Genomic DNA, 20,703 nt, shown 5'->3' with positions numbered 1-20,703 from the left:
ATCACAGGGCCCCCTTCTGCGATCGGAGACGCGTGCGAATCACTGACATCCAGCGCTGCGAGGTCCGGCCGGGACGGCTCGTCGAGTGGACGCTGAGTCCGGCCACCGTCGCCACGGCGGAGGGGCTGCCGGAGGACTCCCGGCCGCCGGCCTACATCCAGGAGTCGCACATCAGAACCGCCAAGTCCGTGCGGGACGGCGGGCTGTTCGTGCCGACCTGGATCGGTACGGCCTTCGACCTGCCGGGCCGGGCAGACCTCGACGTGCTCCAGGAGTCCCTGCGGGCCTGGACCCTGCGGCACGAGACGCTGCGCAGCGGCTTCCGCTGGGCGGACGACCGGCTGCGCCGGTTCACCCTCGACGCCGCCGATGTGTCCCTGCGGCGCGAGACGGTCGGCGACTTCGGCGACGCGGACGCCCTGGCCCGGCACCTCCAGGACCGCTTCGACACCGCCGCGGACGCCCTGCGCTGGCCGAACCTCCTCTACACGGCGGTCGTCCGGGACGACTCGACCAGCGTGTACATGGCCTTCGACCACAGCAACGTGGACGCCTACTCCCTGCACGGCATCCCCGCCGAGATCCACGAGCTGTACGCGGCGGGCCTGCGGGGGCGCGGACCCGTGGTGCGGACGCCGGCCGCGAGTTACGTCGACTTCTGCGAGCTGGAGCGGGCGGACGCCGACCGAATCGACGGCGACCACGAGATCGTGGCGCGCTGGCGGGAGTTCGTCCGGCGGTGCGACGGAACGCTGCCGAGCTTCCCCGTCGACCTCGGCCTGGAACCCGGCGGTCCGCTGCCGCCGCAGAAGATGATCTGCGAGCCGCTCGCGGACGCGGCCGCGGCCGCCGCGTTCGAGGCGTACTGCCGGTCCCACGGCGGCAGCCTGGTCGGTCTGCTGGCGGCCACCGGTCTGATCGTCCACGAACTCGGCGGGCAGTCCGTGTACCGGACGGTGGTGCCGTTCCACACCCGGGTGAAGTCCCGCTGGAGTGGCTCGGTGGGCTGGTTCGTGGGCGGCGCCCCGATCGAGGTGCCCGTGGCCGGCACTCCCGATCTGCCCGGCACGCTGCGGGCCGTGCGGGCCGAGCTGCAGGCCAACCGGCCGCTCGCGCGCATGCCGCTCGCCCGGGTGCTGAAGCTGCTCGGCGCGGACTTCCGGCCGACCTCCCCCGATCTGTACTCGATCGTCTCGTTCCTGGACGCCCGTGGCATCCCGGGCGCCGCACGGTGGGCCGAGCAGAAGGCGTACGGGCTGCTGCGGGTGTCGTACGGCGACCAGGTGTGCGTGTGGGTCTCCCGGCTGCACGACGGCCTGTGGGTGGCGAGCCGCTACCCGGACACCGACGTGGCGGCCAAGAACATGCGGCTGTACGTCGAGCGGCTGCGGGATCTGGTCACGGCGACGGCGTCGCGACCCGGGCAAATTTCGTAACCCAACGGACATCACTGACCCTGGTCAGTGACAACTACCCCTTTCTACACTGCTGTTGAGGGGGGAATGCGGTGCACAGACGGTTGCACGGGCGCGGAGCGCTGTTCGACGTCGATCCGGCCGGTCTCGCGCCCCGGCTCGTGGGCCTGCGCCCCCACCAGCACCGTGGTCATCCGTTCGAGCACCCGGGCGAGCTGCCCTTCGTGGTGCTCACGGGCGCCCGCGGGCTGGGCAAGAGCGCGGTGCTGGCCGAGTTACGGGACGCCTACAAGGGCCACACGCCGGTCGCGTTGATCGACTGCGCGGAGGAGCAGTTCGCGAGGCCGCCCGCGGAGCGGCCCGCCGAGTCGTGGTCGCCGGTGGCGCAGGCGCTGCTGGTGATCGCCGAGCAGCTGGCGGCGCCGGTGACGGGCGCCGGGCGGATCACCTTTCCGCGGCTGATGTCGGGCCTGGTGGCAGTGGCCGCGAGCGGCTGGGGCGACGCCGACTCGGAGCGGATCCGCCGGGAGGTCGAGCGGATCCTGCTGCTGAACGAGAGCGGCTCGTGGATCAGCGGTCTGGCCGGCCGCTGGGCCGGGAAGGTGGCGGCCAAGGTGGTCGCCGCTGCCACCGGCACCGGGCCGCTGCTGTCCGGGGCGATCGAGGCGACCCTGGAGTCCGTCGCCGAGGGCTTCACCAGCCGGCGGCACCAGAAGGCGTCGGTCTGGTACCGGACGTACCCGAACGCGGGCGGGCACGCCCAGCGCGGGCTCATGCTGCTGTCGGGGCACTTCCGGGCGGGCGGCACCTCCCGGGAGCACGCCGAGCGGTATCTGGTGCGGGCGCTGCTGGCCGACCTGACGGAGGCGTACGCGGGGGTGCTGCCGCGCATGCAGCGGCTCGGGCGGCCGCTGGTGCTGATCGACGACGCGCAGACCGCGCCGGGGCCCGGGCTCGTGGAGGCCGTGCTGCGCGACCGTGCCGAGGGCATCGCGGACCAGGTGGCGTTCGTCGCGGCCCGGCGCGGCGAGGGACGCGAGGAGCTGCGCAGCGCGGTCCGGCGGGAGCTGCCCGAGATGGCCCGGCGCAGCGGCTGGACCCCGGACGCGGCCCCCTCCTCGCGGGCGCTGCTCGTCGCACTTCCCCCGCTGAGCCCGGACGACACCCTGCACATCGTGGGCGCCGTCTGCGACGACGTCCCGGTCCCACCCCAACTGCCGCACGCTACACACCGGTTGACCGGCGGCAATCCGCTGGGCATCGTCCTGCTCGCCGAGTCCGCCGCGCAGCACCGGGCCGCCTCGCTCGGCGAGCTGCTCACCGCCGGCGTACGGCTGGACGAGGACCAGGAGGCCGCCCCCGCCTACCAGGCGCTGCTGGACCGGCTGGTGCCCGCCGAGCACCTGGACGAGCTGACCGTACTGGCCGCCGCCCACGACCACGACTCGGCCTGCGCACTGGCCACGGCCCTGCTGCCGGACACCTTCGGCCCGGCGGACGTACGGGCCCTGCGGACCCGGCTGGCCGAGGAGGGGCTGCCGGCCGAGCCGGGCCGGTTCGTCGGCGACCCCTTCGTGCGCACCCTGCTGCTGCTGAGGCTGCATCTACGGGACGCCGACCACGCGTCGTGGCGTACGGCGCACGAGACGCTGACCGCGCACTACCCGGACCCGGAGCAGGCCCGCTACCGGCTCCATCACGAACTCGCCCTGGGCAGCTCGGAGTCGGCGGTCGCCCAGCTGCGCGACACCTTCCACACCGCGGACATCCGGAGCTGGCTGCGCACCCTGCGCTTCGTGGCGTCGGCGCCCTACTTCCACGCGCATGACGCCGACGGCCGCGACTTCACCGGCCACGGCGACCGGCGGGCCGCGATCGCGCTCGGCCGCACGGACGCCGGGCAGGAGCCGCCCGAGGGCGCGGACGCCGTACTGCACCTGCGGATACGGCGGTTGCTGCACGCGGTGTGGCAGCTGAGCGATCCGCTGGTACTGCCCGATCCGAAGGTGTGCGACCGGCTCCGCTTCGAGCTGGAGCAGCTGTCCAACCTGCGCCCGGCGGCCAACGCGCTGCTGTGGCGGGCGTCCCGGGACTGGCCGGCGGCGGCGCTCGCCGGGCACCCGATGGCCGACCCCGACGACCCCGACGACACGGACGATGGCCCGGACGACCGCAGCGGGGAGGCGTGATGGCGCGCAGAGGCGTGGGCACGTGGGTGCGCGAGAGCGTGTGGGAGATCCCGCTGCGCCGCTATCTGGCGCTGCTGGTGACGGCGGCCCTGGTGACGGGGCTGGTGTTCGCGGGCCGGGCGCTCATGCACGAGGACCGGTCCTGTGCGCCCGGGGTGTCCCGGCCGCAGGACAGCGACGAGTGCGTGGGCGTGGCGACGGGCTCGTACGACTTCGGGCACGCGCAGCTGAAGGACGTCGTGCGGGCGGTCGCACGGGAGAACGACCGCCTCAAGCCCGGCAGTTACGTGACGGTGGCGCTGATGCTCCCGTACAGCTCCACCTCCGCGACCAACCTGAACGACATCCAGCACCAGCTGCAGGGCGCCTATCTGGCGCAGTACCAGGCCAACCACGAGTCCAACGGGGAGGCGCCCGCGATCCGGCTGGTGCTGGCCAACCCGGGTGCGACCGGGGACCACTGGCAGCCGACGGTGGACCGGCTGAAGCGGATGACGACGAGCGCGGACCGGCTGCGGGCCGTGGCGGGGATCGGGCAGAGCACCGACAACAACAAGAAGGCCGTCCAGGCGCTGACCCGGCTCGGGATCCCGGTGGTCGGCTCCTCGATCACCGCCGACGACCTGGCCAACGGGCAGGGCGGCACGGACCCCTACCCCGGCCTTGCCCGGGTGTCGCCGACCAACACCGACGAGGCCCGTGCGCTGGCGTCGTTCGCCAAGGTGAGCGCGGGCAAGGCGCTGCTGGTGTACGACAAGCCGGGCGACCCGTACACCCGGACGCTGCAGGAGTCGTTCGCGGCGCTGCTCAAGGGCTCGCCGTACGAGCCGCAGCCGTTCACGCCGCCCGCCGACCGCAGCAAGGAGGGGACGACGGCGAACACCTTCCGGCAGATCACGCACCTGGTGTGCGACACCTCCCGGGAGACCGACACCATCCTGTTCGCGGGGCGCCACACCCAGCTGCGGCAGTTCATCAACGCGCTCGGCGGACGCGGCTGCCAGGACCGCAAGTTCACGGTCCTGACCGGCGACGAGGCGTCGTACCTGACCCACGAGAGCAACCTGGACCGCGACGCCCTGCGCCACAACCTCTCCGTCCGCTACACCTCCCTCGCCCACCCGGACGCCTGGACGAGGGACCCGGCGAAGACCGGCGGCTCGGCGGCGGACTTCGGGGTGCTGCAGCGGCTGCTGACCGCCGCCGAGCGGGGGCCGTCCGGACCCATCGGTTCGGTCGCCCTGGACGACGGCCAGCTGATCATCGGCTACGACGCCCTGCAGCTGGCGGTCCACGGCATCCGCGAGGCGGTGCCGGACGGCAGGAACGTCCCGGCCCTCACGGACGTCGGCCTCCAGTGGCCGCAGGTCAAGGGCTCACTCCGGGTGAGCGGTGCGAGCGGCTGGATCTGCCTGGACGTACACGGCAACCCGTACGACAAGGCCGTCCCGATCGTGGAACTGACCCCCGAGGGCGGCTCCCGCTTCGTCAGGATCGCCTGGCCGGAGGGCAGGCCACCGACGAAGGAGTGCCTGCCGCCGTCCTAGGCCTGCGAGGACCCCAGGATCTCGATCAGCCGTTCGAATCTGGCGCGCCAGCTCGCCTCCGACTCCCCCTCGCCCCGGAACTCGTGGGTGAAGCGCAACACGCTCGCCGTCTCCCCGTCCCGCTCCAGATGGAACCGGACGCGGCCACCGCCCTCCACGGTGTACTCCGCGACCCGGTCCACGTCCCAGGCGGTGACCCGGCCGGTGCCCAGCCCACGCAGGGTGACCAGGCCGTCGAGCCGGGGTTCGAGGACGTCGACGGCGGTGAACCACTCCTCGATCCCCGCCCGCGTGGCCACCGCCGGCCAGACCTCCCCCATGGGCCTCGGGAGCCGCACCAGGAGATGGATTATGTGCGTGTTCCCGTGCCTCCGACTGGTGCCCTGTGCGATGGAACCGCTCATGACACCAGTGTGGGCGACCGGTGGCTCAGACGCCCGCGTAGGAGTGCTTGCCGCTCACGAAGATGTTGACGCCGTAGTAGTTGAACAGCCAGCAGCCGAAGGCGATCATCGCCAGGTAGGCGGCCTTGCGGCCCTTCCAGCCGGCCGTGGCCCGGGCGTGCAGGTAGCAGGCGTAGGCGATCCAGGTGATGAAGGACCAGGTCTCCTTGGGGTCCCAGTTCCAGTAGCGGCCCCAGGCGTCGCCCGCCCAGATCGCGCCCGCGATGATCGTGAAGGTCCAGAGCGGGAAGACCGCCGCGTTGACCCGGTAGGCGAACTTGTCGAGCGAGGCGGAGGCGGGCAGCCGCTCCAGCACCGAGGTCGCGAACGTGCCGGGCTTGCCGCCGGTCTGCAGCTTGTTCTCGTACGAGTCCTTGAACAGGTACAGGATCGTGGCGACCGCGCCGACGTAGAAGACCGCGCCGCAGAAGATCGCGGTGGAGACGTGGATGTACAGCCAGTACGAGTGCAGGGCGGGGACGAGCTGGTCGCTCGCGGTGTACAGGACCGTGACGGCCAGACCGAGGTCGAGCAGGACCGTGGTGATCAGGAACAGGCCGAGCCAGCGCACGTTCTTCTTCAGCGCGAGCAGCCCGAGGTACACCGCGACCGCGACCGTGGAGAAGGTGATGTTGAACTCGTACATGTTGCCCCACGGCGCCCGCCCCACGGAGGCCGCGCGGGCGACGACCCCGGCCAGCTCCACCAGGAACGCGAGCACGGTGAGGGAGATGGCGATCCGCCCGTAGAGGTCGCCCTGCTCGTCCCCGCCGTGCGCACCGGGGCCGTCCGGCACGTCCCGGGCGCCGGACGCGGAGCGCACGACGACCTTGGGCCGCTCCAGTACGGCGGTGCCCCCGGCCTGCTTGACGGTGACGGCGGGCCCGCTCGCCTTCTGCTCGCCGGGGGCGGTCAGCGCCGCGGCCGTACGGGCCACCTTGCTGCGGCTGCCCAGGAGCCACTCCGCGATGTACGCGAAGAAGGCCAGGGTGTAGACGGCCATGGACGAGTAGATCAGCGTGTTGCTGATGCTGGCCAGATGTTCGTTGGTCGCGGCGGCGAGAGTCACTTCTCAGCCCCTTCGGCAGGTACGACGTCGGATTCGGTGGAGTCGCGGTCGGGTGCCCCCGGCGCCTGGTCGTAGAGGGTTCCGGCGAGGTCGCCCAGCTCCTCGGGCACCTTGGCCGACTCGCTGCGGCCGAGCCCGGCCATCTCGACGACCGTCACGCCGTCGGCGCCACGCACCGCCCGCACCCACACGCGGCGGCGCTGGATGAACAGGGACGCGGCCAGACCGAAGATCGCGGCGAGGGCACCGCCGAGCGCCCAGCCGCTGCCGGGCTCCTGGACGATCTCGAAGCCGGCCCACTCCTTGATGTCCTTCTCGAGGGTGATCGAGCCGGCGCCGTTCGGCAGCTGCAGGGTCTGCCCGGGCTTGAGGTTCCCGCGCAGCTGCAGGCCCTTGGCGTCCTTGAACGCCTTCATGTGGGTCTTGTCGAGCTGGTACACGCTCTGCGGAAAACCGTCGACACCGAGGTCACCGTGGTACGGCTCCAGGTTCAACACCGGGTTCAGCAGCGCCGGGAACTGCGAGAGCACCGAGGTGCCGCCGCCGTAGGTCGGCAGGAAGAAGGCCCGGACGCCGAGCTGCTCCTTCTGCCCCTGGGCGTTGCGGTAGCCGTCCAGGACCTTGATGACGCCCTGCGAGGTGACGTTCCCGTCGAGCGGCAGCAGCGGTACGGCGTCCTGGTAGACGACCTTGCCCTTACCGTCGCGGACGGTGATCACGGGCGCGTAGCCGTGGCTGACCAGGTAGACCTTGGAGTCGCCGATCTCCAGCGGCTGGTTGACCTTGACGGTGGCCGGCTTCTCCTTGCCGTACGCGCCCTCGCTGTAGGTGATCTTCGCCTGGAAGGTGCGCGGGGTGCCGCGGTTGGGGCCGGTCAGCTCGTAGGTGCCCTCGAAGTCCTTCAGGCCGAAGCTGAACGGCACCAGGTCGTCGGTGCTGAACATGCTGCCGGACTTGAAGTCGTCGTACTGCGGCAGCGCGTTGGAGAAGCCGCCGCCCTCCACCATCAGCTTGGTGCCGTCCGACTTGAACATCTGGCCCGAGGCGAAGGCCGTCAGCAGCACGATCAGCGCGACGTGGAAGACCAGGTTGCCCAGCTCCCGGACGTACCCCTTCTCCGCGGCGACGGCGTCACCGGCGACGTGGGCGCGGAAGCGGCGCTTCTTCAGCAGCGCGAGCGCGGCCTCGCGGACCTGCTCCGGCTCGGCGGTGGTGCGCCAGGTGGTGTAGGCGGGCAGCCGGTCCAGCCGCTTGGGGGCGCCCGGCGGGCGGCCGCGCAGCTGGCCGACGAACTGCCAGGTGCGCGGGACGATGCAGCCGATGAGGGAGACGAACAGCAGGATGTAGATCGCGGAGAACCACACCGAGCTGTAGACGTGGAACAGGCCGAGCTTGTCGTAGATCGGCGCGAGCGTCCGGTGCGCCTGGCGGAAGTCGTCGACCTTGGAGGCGTCGGCGGCGGTCTGCGGGATCAGCGAGCCGGGGATCGCGCCGAGCGACAGCAGCAGGAGCAACAGCAGCGCGACCCGCATCGAGGTCAGCTGCCGCCAGAACCAGCGGGCCCAGCCGATGACGCCGAGGCCCGGTACGACGGTGGTCTCCTCCTGCGGGGCGGTGGACAGCTGGGAGCCGGCCGCCCCCAGGTCCTCCTGCTCCTGGCCGTTGTCGGTTTCGGTCTTGCTCATCGATCAGATCCCCACAGTGAAGCCGTCGGACCAGGTCTGCATCTCCTGCACCAGGCGGTCCCAGGCCCCGGTCAGCAGCAGCACACCGGTCACGATCATCATCGTGCCGCCGATGCGCATCACCCAGACATAGTGGCGCTTGACCCAGCCGAAGGCACCGAGCGCCTTGCGGAAGCCGACCGCCGCGAGCACGAAGGGCACGCCGAGGCCCAGGCAGTAGGCGACCATCAGCAGCGCTCCGCGCCCGGCGCTCGACTGTTCCATGGCGAGGAGGTTCACGGACGACAGGGTCGGCCCCAGGCAGGGGGTCCAGCCGATGCCGAAGAGGGCGCCGAGCAGCGGTGCGCCCACCAGTCCGGTCGTGGGCCGGCGGTGGAAGCGGAACTCGCGCTGGGTGAGCCAGGGCATCAGCCCCATGAAGAACACGCCCATGAGGATCATGAGCACGCCGAGCACCTTGGCCAGGACGGCCTTGTGCTCCTGCAGGGTCCAGCCGAACGAGCCGAACAGCGCACCGCCGGAGACGAACACGGCGCTGAACCCGAGCACGAACAGGGAGGCTCCGGCGACCATGCGCCCGCGTCTGGCCTCGGCCAGGTCGGTGCCGGCGACCCCGGTGACGTAGGAGAGGTAGCCGGGCACCAGCGGCAGGACGCACGGCGAGAAGAAGGAGACGAGGCCGCCGAGCAGCGCGATCGGCAGGGAGACCAGCAGCGCCCCGTGGAGGACGGTCTGGTTCTGCGCGGCCAGTGTGACGAGTGCGCTCACGTCACTTCTCCGCGAGGACCGGCTCGACCATCTTCAGCAGGGTGGTGTCGTCGAGCGCCTCCAGCGCCCGCGCGGCGACCTTCCCGTCCTTGTCGATGACGAGCGTGGACGGGATCAGCTGCGGGTTGAGCGTGCCCTTCTTGAAGCGGAGCATCAGCTTGCCCGTGGGGTCGTACAGGCTCGGGTAGCTGATCCCGTGCTCCTTCTCGAAGGCGACCGCGGGGGTGGTGCTGGTGTCCCGGGTGTTGATGCCGACGAACTGGAGGCCCTTGCCCTCGTACGCCTGGGAGACCTTGGAGAAGTACTTGGCCTCCTCCCGGCACGGTCCGCACCAGGAGCCCCAGACGTTGATCACGACGACCTTGCCCTTGTAGTCGGCGACGTCCAGGGTCTTGCCGTCGATGGTCTTGCCGGACAGGTCGGGCGCCGTGGCCCGCTTGCCCTGCGAGACGGTGTCGATGCCGTTGTTGCCGGTGACGAAGCCGGTGTTGCCGCCCCCGCCGGAGGTGCCGCCGTTGCCGCACGCGGACAGGGTCAGGGCCGCCGCGGCGGCCATGGCGCCAAGCAGGACGGCGCGGCTACGGGTACTCATGTGAAAAGTTTCGCATGCCTGTTCCGGGGATTTCGCGCACCCCCCTGGCGGGCGGAAAACCGCATTTCAGGAGGTATTTACTCCGGACATTTCAGACGCATGCCGGGCGGCCCCTCAGGCGGCGTCCGAGGAGGCCGACTTGGCGCCCCCGGCGTCCCGCAGGAAGCCCTTCCAGCCCCCGGCCGGCTGCTGCCCGACCTCCAGCGTGCGCAGTTTGGCGAGCACCTCGGGCTTCTGGACGTCCATCCAGTCCACGAACTGCCGGAAGGAGACCAGGCGCACGTCCGCACCCTTCTCCTTCTCGCGCGCGATGTGCTTGAAGGCCTCCTCGACGGAGTCCATGTAGATGCCGCCGTTCCACTGCTCGAAGTGGTTGCCGATGAAGAACGGTGCCCGGTTTGTCTTGTATGCCCGCTCGAATCCCGCGATGTACGCCTGCGCGGACTGCTTGCGCCAGCCCGGGTAGTTGTAGGCGGGCGCCTTGGTCGTGTTGACCGACTGGTTGGCGAGCATGTTGTAGTCCATGGACAGGACCTCGAAGGAACGTCCCGGGAAAGGTATCTGCTGCAACGGCAGGTCCCAGATCCCCAGCTTCTTCTCCGGCCACACCTGACGGCCGCCCGGCGAGGAGGCGTCGTAGCGCCAGCCCAGCTTCTGCGCGGTGGGAAGCAGGTTGTTCTGGCCGAGCAGACAAGGCGTACGGCCGCCGGCCAGCTCCTTGTCGTAGTCGAACGGCAGCGAGGGCAGATCGGTCCAGCCGGTGTTGGTCCGCCACTCCTTGACGAACGCCTTGGCCTGCCTGATCTCGCTCGACCACTGCTGCGGGGTCCAGTTGCCGACCGTGCCGGTCCCGGAGCAGAAGTGCCCGTTGAAGTGGGTGCCGATCTCGTGCCCCTCCAGCCAGGCCCGGCGGACGTTGGTGAGCGTCGACTTGACGTGCTCGTCGGTGAGGTAGCCGATGTCGGAGGCGCCGCGCGGGTTGTTCGGCGGCTCGTACAGCCGCTTCTTCGACTCGGGCAGCAGATACAGCCCCGAGAGGAAGAAGGTCATGCTCGCGCCGTGCTCCTTGGCCAGGTCCAGGAAGCGCGGGAAGAGTCCGTTGCCGACCTCGCCGGCACCGTCCCAGGAGAAGATCACGAACTGCGGCGGGGTCTGGCCCGGCTGCAGCGGCTCGGGCTTGGCCGGCTGGTGCGGCTGCTTGCCGGTGAAGGAGGTGGAGCCGTCACCGATGGGCCGCGCCTTGGTCCCGCCGTTCTTGCCTGCGTCTCCCCCGGCCGAGCCCCCGGAACCGGATCCGTGCCCACCGCCGTCCGAGGACGTGAGAGACCCACAGCCAGCGAGTGTGGCGGCAGCCGCCGCGCCCGCGCCGAGGCCGAGTATTCCCCTCCGGGAAAGGGTCCGGGAGTTGGTGCGCATGGAAATCCCCGATTCGTCGCGCCTGCTGGTGGTCACCCAGTCAGAGGGCGTGACGATCGGGGAGGTTCCGATGATATTTATGTTTTTCGCAACGGATCCGGCAAAGAGACCTTAAGCCATTCCAAACGGACCGTCAGAAGCGGCCGTCGGCCAGGGCCTTCAGCTGGAGCGTCACGCCCCGAAGGCCTTGCTCTTCCCCTTCACCGGCTTGGCGCCGGCCCGGAGATGAACCGGCACGAGGTCGATGGCGGGCTCGGCGTAACCGACCGAGACGATCCTGTCGCCCAGATATGTGAAAGTCGTCAGGGAAGCGAGGGTGCACTGCCGCTTGCGCGGGTCGTGCCACAGCCGCCGCTTCTCGACGTACGACCGCACGATCCAGATCGGCAGCTGGTGGCTGACCAGCACCGCCTCGTGCCCGCGGGCCTGGTCCTTGGCCGCGTTCAGCGCGCCCATCATCCGCACGACCTGGTCGATGTAGGGCTCGCCCCAGGACGGCTTGAACGGGTTGACGAGGTGCTTCCAGTTGTCGGGCTTGCGCAGCGCGCCGTCCCCGACCCCGAAGGTCTTGCCCTGGAAGACGTTGCCGGCCTCGATCAGCCGCTCGTCGGTGGCGAGGTCGAGCCCGTGCGCCTTGGCGATCGGGGTGGCGGTCTCCTGCGCGCGCTCCAGCGGCGAGGCGACGACGTGGGTGACGTCGCGCGAGGAGAGGTGCTCGGCGACCCGGTCGGCCATCTGCCGGCCCAGCTCGGACAGGTGGTAGCCGGGCAGCCGCCCGTACAGGATCCCGTCCGGGTTGGCGACCTCGCCGTGCCGCATGAGGTGGACGACGGTGATGTCCTTGTCGCTGGCTTCGATGCTCATGCTGCCGTGGCCTCCGCGGCCGCTCGGGCCGCCGCCGGAAGGGCGTCGGCGATCTTCTGGATGGCCCGCTCGTCGTGGGCCGTGGACACGAACCAGGACTCGAAGGACGACGGCGGCAGGTACACGCCGTTCGACAGCAGCGAGTGGAAGAAGGCGGTGAAGCGGTACGACTCCTGCCGCTTGGCGTCCTCGTAGTTCCGCACCTGCCGGTCGGTGAAGAACACGGAGAACATGTTGGAGGCGGTCTGCAGCCGGTGCGCCACGCCCTCCTTGCCGAGCGCCTCGGTCACGAGCGACCGGATCTGCTCGGAGACGGCGTCGACCTTGTCGTACGCGGCGTCGTCGAGCAGTCGCAGCTGGGCGAGCCCGGCGGCGGTGGCGACGGGGTTCCCGGAGAGGGTGCCGGCCTGGTAGACGGGCCCGGCGGGAGCGAGGTGGGCCATGACGTCGGCGCGACCGCCGAAGGCCGCGGCGGGGAACCCACCGCCCATGACCTTCCCGAAGGTCATGAGGTCGGGCTTGACCCCGTCGATCCCGTACCAGCCGGCGCGGCTGGTACGGAACCCGGTCATGACCTCGTCGGAGATGAAGAGGGCGCCGTTCTTCCGGCAGGCGTCCTTGAGCCCCTGGTTGAACCCGGGGTCCGGCGGGACGACGCCCATGTTGCCCGGCGAGGCCTCGGTGATGACACAGGCGATCTCGCCCGGGTGCCGGTGGAAGGCCTCGTGCACGGCTTCGAGGTCGTTGTACGGCAGCACGATCGTGTCGCCGGCCTGGGCGCCGGTGACACCGGGCGTGTCGGGCAGCGCGAACGTCGCGACCCCGCTCCCCGCCGCGGCGAGCAGGGAGTCCACATGCCCGTGGTAGCACCCGGCGAACTTGATCACCTTGGAGCGCCGGGTGAACCCGCGGGCGAGCCGGATCGCCGACATGGTCGCCTCGGTGCCGCTGCTGACGAGCCGCACCTGCTCGACGGGCTCGACCCGGGCGACGATCTCCTCGGCGAGCGCGACCTCGCCCTCACCGGGCGTACCGAAGGACGTACCGCGCGCGACGGCCTCCTGGACGGCGGCGATGACCTCGGGGTGGGAGTGCCCCAGAATCATCGGCCCCCAGGAGCACACCAGGTCGACGTACTCCCGCCCGTCGGCGTCGGTCAGGTACGGCCCCGTGCCGGAAACCATGAACCGCGGCGTGCCGCCCACGGCACGAAAGGCGCGCACCGGCGAGTTCACACCGCCCGGTGTGACGACGGACGCACGGTCGAAGAGCGCCTGTGAGACGGGCGCATCATAGGGATAGGGCAGTTCGCTCATGGCGCTCATGACGTGCGAATTCTCCGACTTCTCGGACTCCGGTTGCGTGGTGACCTCCTCAGGGTAGGCCGCGGCTCGCCCCGGCAGCGGCCGACCTCAAGATCGGAACCGTGATCGCGGTTGTGCCGTCTGCGAGACTGAGACCTGATACACACAGCTCATACGGCACGTAGTAGTAAGGGGCTGTTGAAGATCCTGCGGACTGGTGTTTCACCGCACGTTTCGGCGGGCGGCCGTGGGGGAGGTCACTGACACGATGATCGGGTTGCGCGGCGGGGGCCACGCGTCCTAGAAAAGCAGTCGGGTGGAGATATGCATCGCGGTGGCGGACTGGGCGAGGGGACTGATGACCTGGGTCCTCGACGTGCCCGGCGGGGAAGGCACCGGCGCGACGCGGAGGAAGCTACCGAAGCACGACAGACTGACGCACGTCAGGCACAGGGTGTACCGAGTGAGCCCGAGCGGCACGACCGGCAGTTCGACAGCCGGCTCGAGCACCGGGTGGACCGCCTCCGGGCGGGGAGCAGGAATGGTGGTCGGGTGGGGGTGACGTACAAATACTTCGGCGCGCCGGACGGCGCGACCGCGGCCCGCGTCCCCATCTCGATGCGCCCCGAGGAACTCGGCGGCGACGAGCTGGGCATGAACGGCATGTTCACCAAGATCAAGCCGGAGACGATGGCCGCGATGGTGCTGACCGGCATCGAGGGCGTGCCCCTGCACAAGGTGCCGCCCCTGGAGCTGGTCGTCCTGCACCCCGACTACGCCGTCGTCAAGCTCCCCATGACGGTCGTCGACCCCCTGCGCGGCATCGGTGAGGAAGCGGTGGGCGCGGCGGCGTTCATCTGGTCGACGGTCCCTGACCGAGGCGGCCCCCGGGACGCGTTCAACGTGTACCAGCTGCTCCACGAGTGGCAGGACTTCAGCCATCGCCTGCACGAGGCGGGGCATCAGCCTTATTGCCTGGTGTGGCCCTGAGTAGGGGCTTCTCCCGCATCCTCCGGTCGCACCGCCCCGCCACGGTCACTGCACGTCGCCGTCAGTACACGTCCCGCACGTAGCGCTTGTCGGTGGTGAGCTGTTTGACGTATGCCGCCGCCTCCGCCTCGTCCAGGCCGCCGTGGACGGTGGCGATCTCCCGTAGGGCCTGGTCGACGTCCTTGGCCATGCGGGAGGCGTCGCCGCAGACGTAGAAGTGGGCGCCGTCGCGGAGCCAGGACCACAGCAGCGGACCGTGTTCGCGCATCCGGTCCTGGACGTAGACCTTGGCGCGCTGGTCGCGGGAGAAGGCGGTGTCCAGGCGGGTGAGCGTGCCCTCGGCGAGGTGGGCGGCCAGCTCGTCCTCGTAGTAGAAGTCGGTCGCCCGGTGCTGTTCGCCGAAGAACAGCCAGTTCGGGGCGCGGTGGCTGCGGGCCCGGCGTTCCTCCAGGAAGCCGATGAAGGGGGCGATGCCCGTGCCGGGGCCGATCATCACCGCCGGTGTGGCGGGGTCGGCGGGCGGGCGGAAGTGCGGTGCCCGCTGGACGCGGACCGGCACCGGGGTGCCGGGCTCGGCGTCGGCGAGGAAGGGGGAGCAGACGCCCTGGCGGGGGCGGCCGTGCAGGTTCTCGTAGCGGACGACGGAGACCGTCAGGGACACCAGGTGCGGGTCGGTCAGCGGGCTGGACGAGATGGAGTACAGGCGGGGCTGCAGGCGGCCCAGCACGTCGGCCCACTCCTGCGCCCCGGCCCGGACGCCGAACTCGGCGACCACGTCGACGGCCTGGCGGCCCCAGGACCAGCGCGCCAACTCGCCCTTGTTGTCCGGGCGCAGCAGCTTGCGCAGCTCGCGGGGGTCGCGGGTCCGGTCGGCGGCGAAGCGCAGCAGGTCGCCGGTGACGCGGCTGATGTCCAGGTGGCGCCGCAGGGCCTCGGCGAAGGGCACCTCTCCGACGCTCTTGACCTGCACGGCCGCGTCCGCGTCCAGGCCGGTGACGGCCAGCCACTCCGTCACGAGGTCCGGCTGGTTGACCGGGTGCACCGCGAGGGCGTCCCCCGCCTCGTAGACCAGCGGGGTGTCGCTGTCCCGGGAGTCGAAGGTGAAGCGCCGGACCTCCTTGCCCGCACCGGGCAGACTCAGCAGGCGGTTGCCGGTGAGCCGGGCGGTGGCGGGGGCGGGACGGCTCGGCCGGGGAGCCGCCGACGACGCGGGAACCAGGGCCGGTTCCGGTCGCTCGGAGCCCTTCAGCGCGGTGCGCACCTGGTCGAGCCAGGCCTCGGCCTCGGTCTCGTAGTCCGGTTCGCAGTCGGTGCGCGGGGCCAGCCGTACCGCGTCCAGCTCCTCCATGCGCCGGTCGAGGCGCCGGCCGTGGCCGCAGAAGTCGTCGTACGAGGAGTCGCCGAAGGCCAGGACGGCGTAGCGCCGGCCCTTCAGGCGCGGGGCTTCGGGTGCGGCGAGGGCGTCCCAGAAGCCGGCGCCGTTGTCCGGGGCGTCGCCGTCGCCGAAGGTGCTCGTGATCAGCAGCAGATCGGCGTCGGACGGCAGCGCGGCGAGGTCCGCCGCCTCCATGGGCAGGAGGGATGCGGGGTGGCCGTCCACGGTGAGCCGTTCGGCCGCGGCGGTCGCGAACTCCTCGGCGTTCCCGGTCTGCGACGCCCAGAGGATCACGACCTGGCGGCGCGGGGCGCCCACGGACAGGGCGGACGCCCCCGGGGAGCCGCCTACGCCGTACGTGGTGGCAGTTGTCTCCGCTCCGCCTGAGGTCCTGGAGTACATCCCGGCCAGTACGCCGTTCACCCACAGGGCGTGCTCCGGGCTGAACGGGGCGTCCGGCGGCAGCACCGGTACACCCGGGGCACCCGACGGGATGCCGGCCAGGAAGCCGGTCAGATACCGGCGTTCGTGTTCGGCCAGCACCGGCGGCGGCGCCGGCTCCAGCCCGAAGGGGGCGGGAACGGACGCGGCGGGAAGAGCGGCGAGCGGCGGGACCGAGGGTTCGGTGGGCGCCTGGGCCGTGGCCGCACCACCCACCAGGGCCGGGGTCCGCACCGTCACCGGGGTCGCCGCCTTCGTCAGCGACACCGCGCACACCTTGAACTCGGGCTGGAACGACAGCGGGTCGACCGCGTCGCTGGTGACCGCGTTGACGCTCAGGTACTCCCCGAACAGGTCGTTCCAGTGGAACGGCGCGAAACAGCAGCCCGGCCGCACCCGGTCGGTGACGACCGCGGGCAGCACGGCCCGCCCGCGCCGCGAGGCGACCTCCACCGAATCCCCCTCGGCGAGGCCCAGCTCGGTCGCGTCCTGCGGATGCACCTCCACGAAGGGCCCGGGGTTGAGCTTGTTCAGCTTGGCGACCTTGGCCGTCTTCGTCAGCGTGTGCCACTGGTGCTGGAGGCGGCCCGTGTTGAGCACGTACGGGTAGTCGTCGTCGGGCATCTCCGCCGCCGGGATGTGTGGGCGGGCGTAAAACACCGCTCGGCCGCTCGCGGTCGGGAAGGTCGGCGAGCCGTCCTCACCGACGTACCGGATCGGGTTGCGGTCGGGACCGTCGGCGCTCGCCGCCGGCCACTGCACGGGCGTCTCGCGCAGCCGCTCGTAGCTCACACCGCGCAGGTCCCAGCCGGTCGCCGGGTTCCAGGCGCGCTTGATCTCCTCGAAGATCTCCTCCGCGCTGTCGTACGCGAAGCCCTTCTCGTAGCCCATCGCGCGGGCCACGGCGACGATGATCCGCCAGTCGGCCGTCGCCTCGCCGGGCGGATCGGCGGCCGGCCGGGCGAGGGTCAGGTTGCGCTCGCTGTTGATCAGGACGCCCTCGGTCTCGGTCCACAGCGCGCCGGGCAGGACGATGTCGGCGTACGCGTTCGTCTCCGTCTCGGCGAACACGTCCTGCGCGACGACGAACTCGGCGGCCTCCAGGCCCTCGATGACCGTCTTGCGGTTCGCGACGGAGGCGACCGGGTTGGTGCAGATGATCCAGCAGGCCTTGATGTCCCCGTCGGCCATCTTCCGGAACATCTCGACCGTGCCCTGGCCGACGCCGTCGGCGCGCAGGGCGCCCGGCTCCAGCTCCCACAGCTCCTCGACGAACGCCCGGTCGGCGTCGGCGAGCACGGAGCGCTGCCCGGGCAGCCCCGGCCCCATGTAGCCCATCTCCCGGCCGCCCATGGCGTTGGGCTGGCCGGTGAGGGAGAAGGGGCCGGAGCCCGGGCGGCAGATCGCGCCGGTGGCGAGGTGCAGGTTGACCAGGGCGTTGGTGTTCCAGGTGCCGTGCGTGGACTGGTTCAGGCCCATCGTCCAGCAGCTCGTCCACTCCCCCGCCTCACCGATCAGCCGGGCGGCCTCGCGGATGTCGTCCTCCGGGATGCCGGTGATCTCCGCGACGGTGGCGGGCGGGTAGTCGGCGAGGAAGGCGGGCATCGCCTCCCAGCCCTCGGTGTGCGCGGCGACGAAGTCGGCGTCGGTGTGGCCGTTCGCGTGCAGCAGGTGCAGCAGCCCGTTGAGCAGCGCGAGGTCCGTGCCCGGCTTGATCTGCAGGAACAGGTCGGCCTTGTCGGCGGTGGCGGTGCGCCGCGGGTCGACGACGATCAGCCTGGCGCCCGCCGACTTCACCCGGTCCATCATCCGCAGGAAGAGGATCGGATGGCAGTCGGCCATGTTGGAGCCGATGACGAAGAAGACGTCGGCCCGGTCGAGGTCCTGGTACGAGCCGGGCGGCCCGTCCGCGCCCAGCGACAGCTTGTAGCCGGTACCGGCGCTGGCCATGCACAGCCGGGAGTTCGACTCGATCTGGTTGGTCCGGACGAAGCCCTTGGCCAGCTTGTTCGCCAGGTACTGCGCCTCCAGGCTCATCTGCCCGGAGACGTAGAGGGCGACCGCGTCGGGGCCGTGCTCGTCGACGATCGCGCGCAGCCGGCGGCCGGTCTCGACCACGGCGGCCGCCACGGTCGTGGGCTGCGGCTCCTCGCCGCGATCCGCCCGGACGAGGGCGGTGGTCAGCCGGCCCGGTGCGGCGAGCATGTCCGCGGTGGTGGCGCCCTTGGTGCACAGCCGGCCGAAGTTCGCCGGGTGCTCCTTGTCCCCGGTCGCCTTCAGGACCGTACGCCGCCCGTCCGGTCCCCTGCCGATGTCGAGGACCATGCCGCAGCCCACTCCGCAGTAGGAGCAGACCGTCCGCACCGTCGTCGTGCCCTCACTCCGCGAGCCCGGCGCGGCCACGGGCGCCTCCCTTGCTGTGCTCGGTCCGATCTCACCCCTCGTGACGGTACGAACCGCTCATTACGTGGGTGTCTCTGCGCCGGATCGCCCGGGGTTAAGCGCACCGCACAGGGGCCGGAAGCAGGGTGTGAGCACCGGGTCCCGCCGCCGAGCCGCAGGTGGCCGCCGGCACGAACCATCTGGCCCGTTCGAACGTATCCGTCATAGGGGAAAGGGGATGAGCCTCATGGCGATCTCGGCACATACACCCCGTACGGCACCCCGTACGGCACTTCGTACGACCGCGGGGGCCTTCTGCGCCGCTCTCCTCCTGGCCGCCTGTTCGAGCGGAGGCGGCGGTCAGACGAGCGGTTCGACCAGTACCGGCACGCCTCAGGCGGGCTCGGGGACCCGGGTGACGGTCACCGAGACCGAGTACACGCTGAAGCCGTCCCGGACGTCGTTCACACCAGGCACCTACAGCTTCGTCGCCGACAACGCCGGCAAGATCACCCACGCCCTGTCCGTCGACGGACCCGGTGTGGAGGACGCCCGGACCAAGGACGTCCCGCCGGGCCACGACGCAACGGTGACGGTGACCCTCAAGAAGGGCACGTACGACCTGTACTGCCCGATCGACGGTCACAAGCAGGCCGGCATGGACCAGCACATCCAGGTCGGCTGAGCCACCCCGCGTCCGTCGGGCAGCAACCCGTCCCTGCCCGACGGACCGCCGCTACGCGTCGCCGCGGACGAAGACCGGCTTGAGGTGCTTCTCGGGCAGCGCGTCGGGGAGGTGTTCCCAGTCGAGGACGTGCGAGACGACGCGTGCCGGGTTCACCTGGCCGGAGCGGGCGAGGTCGAGGGCGTCCGGGATGTGGGCGCGGACGTTGTCGCGGGCGATGCGCAGGGTGACGCCGGTGAGGTACATGTCGAGCAGGGGCAGCTCGCCGGGGCGGAAGTGGTTGCCCGCCGACTCGCACATGCCCTCGGGGGCGAGGGACCCGACCGCCAGGGCGAGCTGGTCGACGCGGCCCGTGGCCTCCACCGCCAGGTCGAAGCCGTGCCGGACGGGTTCGAGCGTCTCGGCGGTGCGGGCGCCGTAGCCCTCGGCCAGCTTGCGGTGCTCCGGGTCGGGATCGACGTACAGGACGTCCGAGGCGCCGAGGGCGCGGGCGATGTCGCAGACGTAGAGGCCGATGCTGCCGCGGGCGACGACCAGGACGCGGGCCCCGGGCTTGTTCCTCAGGTGGGGGGCGACCAGGCGCCAGGACAGGGACCAGTTGTCACTGGCCGACGCCATGGCGACCGGGTCGAGGCCGGCGGGCAGGGGGACGAGCATCGCGTCCGCCCACGGCACACGGACCAGGTCGGAGAAGAGGCCGCCCCAGCTGCCGCCGATCGGGGCGCCGTACATGGCCATGTGGGGCACGGACGTGCAGTGCGCGGTCAGCCCGGCACGGCAGTCGGCGCACGTGCCGCAGTTGATGGACCAGGGGACGACCACCAGGTCGCCGGGGGAGACGGTCGTGACGGCGTCGCCGGTCTCCACGACCCGGGCCACGCACTCGTGGCCGAGGGCGAACGGCGGCTCGATGCCGTGTTCCCTGTGCGGCTGCCGCCGCGTGGCGTGTCCGGCCAGGATCGCCGAGTCCACGTCACAGGAGGTGGCGGCCACCGGGGCGACGATCGCCTGCCGGTCCGACTCGATCCTGGGGTCGGGTGCCTCGCGCCATTCGACGGTGTGGCGGGCGATGTAGGTCAGTTCACGCATCGGCCTGCCGTCCCTTCGCCAGGGCCACCAGGTCGGCGTAGCGGATGACCGCGCCGCCGGCGCCCCAGGTGCCGTCGGGCTGCTCGTGCACCAGCACCCACACGCGCAGGGCCTGGTCCGCCGGGAGTCCGGCGGCTTCGAGCACGGTCCTGGTGGCGTCCTCGACCAGGCCGGCCTTGCGGCGCTCGGACAGGGCGCCCTGCGGGACGGTCACGTCCACTAGGAAGCGGGGCGCGTCGTCCTCGGCGGTGGTCTGCGCACCCTCCGGCAGCTCGATCAGGTAGCTCCACGCCTGGGCCCGGAAGAACGCCGTGTCGGGCGCTCCCTCCCAGCGCAGGAGTACGGCGGCCAGGTCGCCCCGGACGCTCTTGCGGCCCTCTTCGGTCAGGGCGCCGGAGGGGACGGTGAGCCTGATCATCGGCATGGTGAAGCCTCCTATAACAGTCGTT

The 20,703-nt window shown here is 71.2% G+C and carries 16 protein-coding genes; 5 read left to right on the top strand and 11 right to left on the bottom strand.

The window, feature by feature from the left end; translation table 11 throughout:
* The first annotated feature begins 32 nt into the window (after window positions 1–32).
* From ACIRVH_RS35105 to ACIRVH_RS35095, 3 genes are all read left to right on the top strand, one after another.
* On the top strand, window positions 33–1,436 hold the full coding sequence (locus tag ACIRVH_RS35105; protein ID WP_403962021.1) for a condensation domain-containing protein: 1,404 nt from the start codon (window positions 33–35) through the stop codon (window positions 1,434–1,436).
* Between the two features lie 71 nt (window positions 1,437–1,507).
* Window positions 1,508–3,604, top strand: a complete 2,097-nt coding sequence (locus ACIRVH_RS35100) for a hypothetical protein (protein ID WP_403962018.1) — start codon at window positions 1,508–1,510, stop codon at window positions 3,602–3,604.
* Window positions 3,604–5,151, top strand: a complete 1,548-nt coding sequence (locus ACIRVH_RS35095) for a hypothetical protein (RefSeq protein WP_403962015.1) — start codon at window positions 3,604–3,606, stop codon at window positions 5,149–5,151. Before ACIRVH_RS35100 ends, ACIRVH_RS35095 begins: the two co-directional genes overlap by 1 nt.
* Here ACIRVH_RS35095 and ACIRVH_RS35090 read toward each other — a convergent pair.
* The 8 genes from ACIRVH_RS35090 to hemL form a co-directional block, all read right to left on the bottom strand.
* A complete protein-coding gene (locus ACIRVH_RS35090; protein ID WP_403962013.1) occupies window positions 5,148–5,555 on the bottom strand; it encodes a hypothetical protein in 408 nt (135 codons plus the stop codon). The two genes, ACIRVH_RS35095 and ACIRVH_RS35090, sit on opposite strands and share 4 nt — an antisense overlap.
* 25 nt (window positions 5,556–5,580) lie before the next feature.
* Window positions 5,581–6,663: a c-type cytochrome biogenesis protein CcsB gene (ccsB, locus tag ACIRVH_RS35085; RefSeq protein WP_403962011.1), complete on the bottom strand. Its 1,083-nt coding sequence runs from the start codon at window positions 6,661–6,663 to the stop codon at window positions 5,581–5,583.
* Window positions 6,660–8,348, bottom strand: a complete 1,689-nt coding sequence (locus ACIRVH_RS35080) for a cytochrome c biogenesis protein ResB (RefSeq protein ID WP_403962008.1) — start codon at window positions 8,346–8,348, stop codon at window positions 6,660–6,662. Before ACIRVH_RS35080 ends, ccsB begins: the two co-directional genes overlap by 4 nt.
* A 3-nt stretch (window positions 8,349–8,351) precedes the next feature.
* The gene (locus ACIRVH_RS35075) at window positions 8,352–9,116 is read right to left on the bottom strand and encodes a cytochrome c biogenesis CcdA family protein (protein ID WP_403962005.1); all 765 of its coding nucleotides are present in this window, start codon (window positions 9,114–9,116) and stop codon (window positions 8,352–8,354) included.
* Window position 9,117: 1 nt separating this feature from the next.
* Window positions 9,118–9,708, bottom strand: coding sequence for a TlpA family protein disulfide reductase (locus ACIRVH_RS35070; RefSeq protein ID WP_403962002.1), 591 nt, complete (start codon window positions 9,706–9,708; stop codon window positions 9,118–9,120).
* Window positions 9,709–9,822: 114 nt separating this feature from the next.
* Window positions 9,823–11,124: a hypothetical protein gene (locus tag ACIRVH_RS35065; RefSeq protein ID WP_403962000.1), complete on the bottom strand. Its 1,302-nt coding sequence runs from the start codon at window positions 11,122–11,124 to the stop codon at window positions 9,823–9,825.
* A gap of 171 nt (window positions 11,125–11,295) precedes the next feature.
* Window positions 11,296–11,988, bottom strand: coding sequence for a histidine phosphatase family protein (locus ACIRVH_RS35060; protein WP_403961997.1), 693 nt, complete (start codon window positions 11,986–11,988; stop codon window positions 11,296–11,298).
* A complete protein-coding gene (hemL, locus tag ACIRVH_RS35055; RefSeq protein ID WP_403962241.1) occupies window positions 11,985–13,304 on the bottom strand; it encodes a glutamate-1-semialdehyde 2,1-aminomutase in 1,320 nt (439 codons plus the stop codon). Before hemL ends, ACIRVH_RS35060 begins: the two co-directional genes overlap by 4 nt.
* 540 nt (window positions 13,305–13,844) lie before the next feature.
* Between hemL and ACIRVH_RS35050 the strand changes: the two genes are divergently transcribed.
* Window positions 13,845–14,282 (top strand): hypothetical protein, encoded by a 438-nt coding sequence (locus ACIRVH_RS35050; RefSeq protein ID WP_003974483.1) that lies wholly within the window; start codon window positions 13,845–13,847, stop codon window positions 14,280–14,282.
* 61 nt (window positions 14,283–14,343) lie between these two features.
* Here ACIRVH_RS35050 and ACIRVH_RS35045 read toward each other — a convergent pair whose 3' ends face one another.
* The gene (locus tag ACIRVH_RS35045; protein WP_403962238.1) at window positions 14,344–18,423 is read right to left on the bottom strand and encodes a molybdopterin-dependent oxidoreductase; all 4,080 of its coding nucleotides are present in this window, start codon (window positions 18,421–18,423) and stop codon (window positions 14,344–14,346) included.
* A 304-nt stretch (window positions 18,424–18,727) separates the two neighbouring features.
* Here ACIRVH_RS35045 and ACIRVH_RS35040 point away from each other — a divergent pair, with 304 nt between their 5' ends.
* Window positions 18,728–19,165, top strand: coding sequence for a copper-binding protein (locus tag ACIRVH_RS35040; RefSeq protein WP_403961995.1), 438 nt, complete (start codon window positions 18,728–18,730; stop codon window positions 19,163–19,165).
* 51 nt (window positions 19,166–19,216) lie between these two features.
* Here the strand turns inward: ACIRVH_RS35040 and ACIRVH_RS35035 are convergent, their stop codons facing one another.
* Window positions 19,217–20,254, bottom strand: a complete 1,038-nt coding sequence (locus tag ACIRVH_RS35035) for a zinc-binding dehydrogenase (RefSeq protein WP_403961992.1) — start codon at window positions 20,252–20,254, stop codon at window positions 19,217–19,219.
* Complete coding sequence (locus ACIRVH_RS35030) at window positions 20,247–20,678, bottom strand: 4-oxalocrotonate tautomerase family protein (protein ID WP_403961990.1); 432 nt, start codon at window positions 20,676–20,678, stop codon at window positions 20,247–20,249. The genes ACIRVH_RS35035 and ACIRVH_RS35030 overlap by 8 nt, the downstream gene beginning before the upstream one ends.
* Between the last annotated feature and the right edge of the window lie 25 nt (window positions 20,679–20,703).

The organism is Streptomyces sp. NPDC101165 (assembly GCF_044768135.1).
In the GTDB taxonomy this organism is placed as follows: Bacteria; Actinomycetota; Actinomycetes; order Streptomycetales; family Streptomycetaceae; genus Streptomyces.
The sequence above is the reverse complement of the archived record's forward strand: the minus strand, read 5'-3'. Positions and strand labels throughout refer to the sequence as shown.

What these genes read in the sequence shown, in the direction of transcription:
- ACIRVH_RS35070 (WP_403962002.1), bottom strand. Translation starts at nt 9,708, where the DNA reads ATGAGTACCCGTAGCCGCGCCGTCCTGCTTGGCGCCATGGCCGCCGCG.
- ACIRVH_RS35060 (WP_403961997.1), bottom strand. Translation starts at nt 11,988, where the DNA reads ATGAGCATCGAAGCCAGCGACAAGGACATCACCGTCGTCCACCTCATG.
- ACIRVH_RS35090 (WP_403962013.1), bottom strand. Translation starts at nt 5,555, where the DNA reads ATGAGCGGTTCCATCGCACAGGGCACCAGTCGGAGGCACGGGAACACG.
- ACIRVH_RS35030 (WP_403961990.1), bottom strand. Translation starts at nt 20,678, where the DNA reads ATGCCGATGATCAGGCTCACCGTCCCCTCCGGCGCCCTGACCGAAGAG.
- ACIRVH_RS35040 (WP_403961995.1), top strand. Translation starts at nt 18,728, where the DNA reads ATGGCGATCTCGGCACATACACCCCGTACGGCACCCCGTACGGCACTT.
- ACIRVH_RS35045 (WP_403962238.1), bottom strand. Translation starts at nt 18,423, where the DNA reads ATGGTCCTCGACATCGGCAGGGGACCGGACGGGCGGCGTACGGTCCTG.
- ACIRVH_RS35065 (WP_403962000.1), bottom strand. Translation starts at nt 11,124, where the DNA reads ATGCGCACCAACTCCCGGACCCTTTCCCGGAGGGGAATACTCGGCCTC.
- hemL (WP_403962241.1), bottom strand. Translation starts at nt 13,304, where the DNA reads ATGAGCGAACTGCCCTATCCCTATGATGCGCCCGTCTCACAGGCGCTC.
- ACIRVH_RS35095 (WP_403962015.1), top strand. Translation starts at nt 3,604, where the DNA reads ATGGCGCGCAGAGGCGTGGGCACGTGGGTGCGCGAGAGCGTGTGGGAG.
- ACIRVH_RS35035 (WP_403961992.1), bottom strand. Translation starts at nt 20,254, where the DNA reads ATGCGTGAACTGACCTACATCGCCCGCCACACCGTCGAATGGCGCGAG.
- ACIRVH_RS35080 (WP_403962008.1), bottom strand. Translation starts at nt 8,348, where the DNA reads ATGAGCAAGACCGAAACCGACAACGGCCAGGAGCAGGAGGACCTGGGG.